The sequence below is a fragment of the uncultured Kiloniella sp. genome (genome assembly GCF_937128705.1).
In the GTDB taxonomy this organism is placed as follows: Bacteria; Pseudomonadota; Alphaproteobacteria; order Kiloniellales; family Kiloniellaceae; genus Kiloniella.
On record NZ_CAKZMP010000023.1, the window covers coordinates 1 to 4,791 of the forward strand.

Below are 4,791 nucleotides of genomic sequence, written 5' to 3' on the forward strand. Positions count from 1 at the left end.
GCGGTATCAAAGGAAAGCCAGATGACAATTGCGAGCGCAATCATGGTCATGCCACCGAACCCAAATGACAAGGCCATTGCAATTGATGGACGCCAGTGTTTTTTGACAGCACAATCTATGGGGACAGAGATCTCGTTTGGAATGGGCTTGTTAGTCGTATCTACCAAATTTAAAGTTCCGATTACTCTGTAACGAGTTTGATTTTTTGTCCGCGAGCAAGCTGACTGTTTTTATTTAATCCATTCAGGACAAGTAACCGTTCCAGTTTGTAATCTGCAAAAGGCATTTTTCTGGCCAAGCTTGTTAGCGTATCACCAGAACGCACGGTGTGGATTTTGAGTCTGTAGGGCTTTAGCTTCGTGACTTCGGCACTGGATAGTTTCTTAAATGAATATGTGGTGCGTCTAAAGTCTTCTGAAAAGCGATTTGTTTGGCTGGGATCCGTCCTGAAGGTCAAGCGGTATACTTTATTGCCAGAAAACCGAATTGCGATTAGCCGATAATCTTTTTTTCCGCTTTTCGTATTAATTTGTGTGGCGCGGCCAGTCACGGCTTCCATGCCGTTAATGGTAATTTTTTCTACATCTTGGAGACGAACATTTTTTGCCCAAACATTTGTTAGATAATTTTTCAGGCTACCGCTGACGTCCCCTTTTGCACCATCAAAAATGACCAGTGAGTCTTCAGGGCCAACAGCAGCAACTTGTGTTTTGCTGTTGATTAGGCGAAAGCCGTCAGGCGCGGTAAAGGTAAGCTTGAGTTCTGGGTGTGAGAACCTTTGCCCACGAATATACCCTTGTGAAGGATCATCCCCATAGAGCATGCCATCAATTTTTTTGAGATAAACATCCCGCCCGACAATGGGGTTGTTGACGGTTTTTGTTCCCGCCTGTTGAATCGCGCGTTGAATACGATCAGCCGTTCTGGGGTGGGTTTGCATGATGTTGAACTGATCTGCGCGTCCTGGGTTTCCCGCGATTTCAGCATCCAGACGACTACTGGATTGTAGTTGAGTGAGAAAGTCACCCATGCCGTTGGGGTCAAATCCACCGCGGGAGAGGTAACGTACTCCCAAAAGATCTGCTTCAAATTCCTGATCCCGAGAGAAGCTTTGAACCGCGACAGCTCCAGCTGTGCCCACAGCTTGAGCGGCTTGTCCGCTGCCTGTTAAAATACCAACACCAGCGGCAAGAATATTTGCAGTTAAAGTTGAACCGTATCTTTCAGCGGAGTGTTTTGCAGTAACGTGACCGATTTCGTGTGCGATCACACCGGCGATTTCTGCTTCATCATTTGCCAGAGCCAACAAGCCGCGCGTGGTATAGACGTACCCACCCGGTAAGGCAAAAGCGTTGACCACCGGGCTGTCCAAAAGGGTAAAGGTGAATTTTTGGTCCGGCGTCTCAGATGTTTTGGCAAGGAAGTTTCCAAGGCTGCTGATATACTTTGTCAGCGCGGGGTCTTCGTCGTAGGTACCGCCAAATTCTTTGACGATTTTTACATGCTCTGTTGCCCCCAACTTTTGTTCCTGCGCAGGCGATAAACCACCATTAAAAAACGTGCGTCCTGTGGCTTCTGATGTTGAGCAGCCAGATAGCAATGGCCCGGCTGAAAGAAGTGCGAGGGCCAGTAGAGGGGTTCTTAAACGGAAAAGAGTTGTCATCGTCATGAGTTCGTGCTGTTTCTTCAAATTATACCGTTGAGTCCTTTATGATGAATTTATAAAGGAATTATGTCTTTTCTTCGACTTCTAAACCGCATTCTTTCCAGGCTTTAAAGCCGCCTGCCATATGACTTACTCTGGGAACCCCCATATCTTGCAGGGTTTTGGCTGCAAGGGCCGATCGTGAACCCAAGGCACAATGCAAAATAAAATGATGATCTGGTGACAGGGCTGGCTTGTAATAAGGGCTGTCAGGGGCAATCCAAAATTCAAGCATGCCACGGGGACAGTGATAGCTTCCGGGGATAATGCCTTCGCGCTTGAGCTCCCGTATGTCCCTGATATCAATCAGAATAACATCATCCTGTGCCAGCAACCCCTTTATTTCTTTAGGGGAGTATTCTGTTATCTCTGTACTTGCCGCGTCGAGCAATTTTTGCACGCTCACTTCTGTTGTCGTTGTTTCTTGGCCAATATTTTCTGTGGCAGTTGTATTCTCAGTTTTATTATTTGGGGTGTTATGGGGCATTTTTATCTGATCCCGAAGATGTATTTGATCAAAAATTATTCTATTGATAAGTATTCTAGCTGTTCTGGTGTGTAGACAGATATCATAGGGCCGTTTTCCCAGAACAGCCAGCCCCGTATTCGTATCTTGTGACCGACTGTTTGCAACAGGTCTTTGCCTTTGTTGGCAAAAGCTGCTCGATGGTTCTTTTCCAATTTTATCGTGAAATCTGTCCGCCAATCTTCACCAAAGTTCAGATAGATCGTGCCGCGGACTTCTGCTGTTTTCTTGATCGTACCTTCGATAATTTGAAAACGATCTGTTTTGTCGTTGAGGTTGTCCGTTTGCAAAATCTGAAATGCCTTTAGACGCCATAGTCCTTTTTGGCTTTGCCGGGCCATATTTTCGAGAGGAAGCATTATTGTTAAATCGGTAGGACGTGCTGTTGTCGTGATTATTCTGCCGAGCCCCTGTTCCAATATTTCTTTTTGTACCCAAGTGCCTTCGTTGTTTTTGATCTGTGCTAATAATCGATCATCTCTATCGAAATATTGGGGAGTGTCGGAGATATAAATTATCTGGTTGAGGAGGGTTGTTTCCAGATAATGTGATAGTCGCTCAACAAGGGAGCAAACGACCTTTAGGCGATCACAGTCTTGTTGAGTTGGCAATAGCAAGCCGGCAAGCTTTATGGTCGTACCATCAGCAAGAATTAGCTGGTGATCGGCTGTTATTTCCATGACCTGGACTGGTTTGTCGAAGGTTGGCTCCAAGTAAGCTGGGGCTTGTTGTGCAGACACGAACTCGCCGAAGGAAAGCCAGCTGTAATGAAACAGAAAGAAGAATAAAAATCGACTGATGAAAGCTTTTAATCTGCGCATAGTCTCGTCATAGTAGGGTAATAAAAGCATTTCAACCCTTAATAGTATTTCGAGACGTATTATGAACCCAAAAGATCTGTATCCTGAAATCGAACCTTATGACATGGGCTTTCTTTCTGTGGGGGATGGGCACGAGATTTATTGGGAAGTTTCCGGTAATCCAGAGGGCAAGCCCGTGTTGTTCGTTCATGGCGGACCGGGGGCGGGCACTGGGGCGGCGCACCGTCGCTTCTTTGATCCTGCGCATTATTGTATTGTGTTGTTCGACCAACGTGGCTGTGGGAAGTCCCTGCCGCTGGGATCGCTTGAAAATAATGATACGCCTCATCTTATTGCGGATATGGAGCTTCTACGTCAAAAGCTGACCATTGAAAGCTGGATCGTGTTTGGGGGGTCGTGGGGATCAACACTGTCATTGGCCTATGCACAGGCTCATCCCGAGCGCACGGACGCATTGGTCGTGCGGGGCATTTTCCTGTCCCGCCCCAAAGAACTGGAATGGTATTTGAGCGAAAAGGGTGTCGGGTCGATTTTTCCAGAAGCTTATGAGAACTTTATCTCTCTTTTAAGTGAAGAAGAGCGCGCTGATGTTCTTGGGTCATACTACAAGCGCCTGATAGATCCGGATCCGTCGATCCATTTGCCCGCCGCCAAGTCATGGAGCAGCTACGAAGCTAGCTGCGTAACACTTTTGCCGAACGCGGATATTATCAAAGCATCTCTGGATGATCAGCGGGCACTCCCCGTTGGCCGATTGATCGCGCACTATTTTGTGAATGGATGCTTTTTACCCAAAGGCGGATTGCTGGGCGGGATAGATCGCATCAGAAATATTCCTGCGGTTATTGTCCATGGCCGTTATGACATCGTCTGTCCGGCATCAACGGCTTATGATCTGCACAAAGCCTGGCCCGAAGCCGAGTTCAAATTTGTCGATGATGCGGGACATTCTGCTTTTGAACCGGGGATAGCCAAAGCACTGGTTGAAGCGATGGATAAATTCCGCAACCTTGTTTGATTTATAAATCGTCGGTATTTGAAAGTTGTATTGTGTAGCCAGCACCCCTTGGCAGAAAAGAAACTGTCAACTATACAGATACCCAGTGGTCCCGTAGCTCAGCAGGATAGAGCATCAGATTCCTAATCTGAGGGTCACGCGTTCGAATCGCGTCGGGATCACCATACATAAAGAATCGATTGTAGGGCGTCAAAGAAGCTGTCATCGAAATCGATGCTAAGTTATTGATTTTGTGTGAGCGGCAGACTCATAAGTTGTCATTTGATCAATAATGCCTGATTTTCCCTAACTCGAATTAGACCGTCGTTCTCAGAGGCCTCAGGTTCGAATGTTGTCGGGTACGCTGTTCATTTCAATGAGACACCAAAGTATCTCCCTCAACTCTCTAAGGCCTGGCAATCCATCAGCAACCTGTTTGTAAATGAAGGACGACTTGCCTCTAATTTGGTTGAGTAAATTCATAAATTTTCCCTTTATATTGTCGTTAGGCGGCAGCTTTATTGCGAGGGATCGGTTGGCATGTTAACGACAAGCTAGTTAAACAACTTTGGCGGTGTGAAGGGGGAAAAGTACCATTTAAACAAGCAAGGAATGAAATGTCCACAGAGCGTACTGGGTTGTCGTTCTCCGGCTCTCAAAACGATCATTCTGATGGAACTCTGATCAATCATGTTTTAACATCCAAATCGGACCACTCAAGTGGTGCTGATAAGAAGAGATA

General features: G+C 46.4%; 5 protein-coding genes and 1 tRNA gene. 3 read left to right on the top strand and 3 right to left on the bottom strand.

Annotated features, from left to right (window positions below):
• Positions 1-192, top strand: a 192-nt coding sequence (locus Q0241_RS01375) for a hypothetical protein (RefSeq protein ID WP_299371898.1), incomplete at its 5' end; no start/stop codon positions are given.
• Here Q0241_RS01375 and Q0241_RS01380 read toward each other — a convergent pair.
• The 3 genes from Q0241_RS01380 to Q0241_RS01390 all read right to left on the bottom strand — a co-directional run bounded on the left by Q0241_RS01380 (position 182) and on the right by Q0241_RS01390 (position 2,971).
• The gene (locus Q0241_RS01380) at positions 182-1,669 is read right to left on the bottom strand and encodes a M48 family metalloprotease (protein WP_299371901.1); all 1,488 of its coding nucleotides are present in this window, start codon (positions 1,667-1,669) and stop codon (positions 182-184) included. The two genes, Q0241_RS01375 and Q0241_RS01380, sit on opposite strands and share 11 nt — an antisense overlap.
• A 61-nt stretch (positions 1,670-1,730) precedes the next feature.
• Complete coding sequence (locus Q0241_RS01385) at positions 1,731-2,192, bottom strand: rhodanese-like domain-containing protein (RefSeq protein ID WP_299371904.1); 462 nt, start codon at positions 2,190-2,192, stop codon at positions 1,731-1,733.
• Positions 2,193-2,227: 35 nt separating this feature from the next.
• Positions 2,228-2,971, bottom strand: coding sequence for a thermonuclease family protein (locus Q0241_RS01390; protein ID WP_299371908.1), 744 nt, complete (start codon positions 2,969-2,971; stop codon positions 2,228-2,230).
• Positions 2,972-3,113: 142 nt separating this feature from the next.
• Here Q0241_RS01390 and pip point away from each other — a divergent pair, with 142 nt between their 5' ends.
• Positions 3,114-4,070, top strand: a complete 957-nt coding sequence (gene pip / locus Q0241_RS01395) for a prolyl aminopeptidase (protein ID WP_299371911.1) — start codon at positions 3,114-3,116, stop codon at positions 4,068-4,070.
• An 87-nt stretch (positions 4,071-4,157) separates the two neighbouring features.
• Positions 4,158-4,234, top strand: a tRNA-Arg gene (locus tag Q0241_RS01400).
• The last annotated feature ends 557 nt before the right edge of the window (positions 4,235-4,791 follow it).

Excerpts from the sequence above, each read along its gene's own strand:
- Q0241_RS01380 (WP_299371901.1), bottom strand. The coding sequence starts at position 1,669 with ATGACGATGACAACTCTTTTCCGTTTAAGAACCCCTCTACTGGCCCTC.
- Q0241_RS01385 (WP_299371904.1), bottom strand. The coding sequence starts at position 2,192 with ATGCCCCATAACACCCCAAATAATAAAACTGAGAATACAACTGCCACA.
- pip (WP_299371911.1), top strand. The coding sequence starts at position 3,114 with ATGAACCCAAAAGATCTGTATCCTGAAATCGAACCTTATGACATGGGC.